2 protein-coding genes are annotated in these 1,068 nt (G+C 72.9%); one reads left to right on the top strand and one right to left on the bottom strand.

What is annotated here, in order from left to right; translation table 11 throughout:
• The coding region (locus ACP7BX_RS30845; RefSeq protein WP_426197819.1) for an MFS transporter at positions 1-937 on the top strand (937 nt) is incomplete at its 5' end.
• Here the strand turns inward: ACP7BX_RS30845 and ACP7BX_RS30840 are convergent.
• Positions 876-1,068, bottom strand: a 193-nt coding sequence (locus ACP7BX_RS30840; RefSeq protein ID WP_426197818.1) for a hypothetical protein, incomplete at its 5' end; no start/stop codon positions are given. The genes ACP7BX_RS30845 and ACP7BX_RS30840 overlap by 62 nt on opposite strands.

Below are 1,068 nucleotides of genomic sequence, written 5' to 3'. Positions count from 1 at the left end.
TAAGATCGCCCTGGCCTGTCTGGCCCATGCCGGCGCCATGCTCGCAACCACCCTGACCAGCGGCGCGGAGGTGATCCTGGCGCGCGGCGCGGCGGGGGCCTGCGCCGGGGTAATGCTGTGGCTAGCGATCGGGGTCATCGCCCGCTCATCGCGGCCCGAGCGGGCCTCGGGCGTCTTCGTCACGGTCCAGACCTTCGCCCAGCTGGTGCTGGCGGCGGCCCTGCCGGCGCTGGTCATGGGGCGCTGGGGCGTCAACGGCGCTCTGGTCACCCTGGCGGTGATCTCGCTGGCGGCCGCCGGCGCGGCGCTGGCGGGCCCCGACCGCTTCTCCGTCCTGCCCAAGCCCGAGGGCGGCGGCGGCAAGCTGGGCGCCCCGCCGCTGGGCGGACTGCTGGCGGTCTTTCTCTACATGGCCTTCATCGTGGCCCTGTGGGTCTATCTGGAACCGCTGGCCGCCCAGGCGGGTCTTTCGCCGCGCGAGGCGGGACTGGCCGTCGCCCTGGCCCTGGGACTTCAGGTGCTTGGCGGCGCGGCCGCCACCCTGGTGGGCGACCGCGCCCCGCCGGCCCGCATCCTGATCGCGGTGGGCCTGATCAACGCCGTGATCCTGGCGGTGCTGTGGAGCGGCCCCGGGCGAGGCCTGTTCGTCGCCTGCGTGGCGGCGTTCGGCTTCCTGTGGCTGTTCGCCCTGCCGTTCCAGACCCTGCTGCTGATCCGCCTGGACCCGACGCGTCGCGCCGCGATGCAGTTGGGCGCCGCTCAGCTGCTGGGCAGCAGCGCTGGCCCGTTGGCGGCCTCTCTGGTGGTCGGGGATGGCGAAGTGCGCCGCGCCCTGGCCCTGTCCGCCATCTGCCTGGCGGCGGCCCTGGCGCTGATCAGCCTGCTGGCGTCGCGGGCGCGGGCTTCGCCCGCGTCAGGTGCTGATAGTACAGGCTGACCATCCAGCAGATCTCTTCGTTGATGCGGTCTTCGTCCTGGTCGGGCTCTTCCAGCACCATTTCGGTCGCGGCGTACATCATCTGCGTCGTCAGACGGGTGGCCGTGCGCAGGCGGTCCTCGTCGGCGTGG

The organism is Pseudomonas sp. DWP3-1-3b3 (assembly GCF_049896305.1).
Taxonomy (GTDB): domain Bacteria; phylum Pseudomonadota; class Gammaproteobacteria; order Pseudomonadales; family Pseudomonadaceae; genus Aquipseudomonas; species Aquipseudomonas azotoformans_A.
This window is presented reverse-complemented; position numbering and strand designations above follow the sequence as displayed.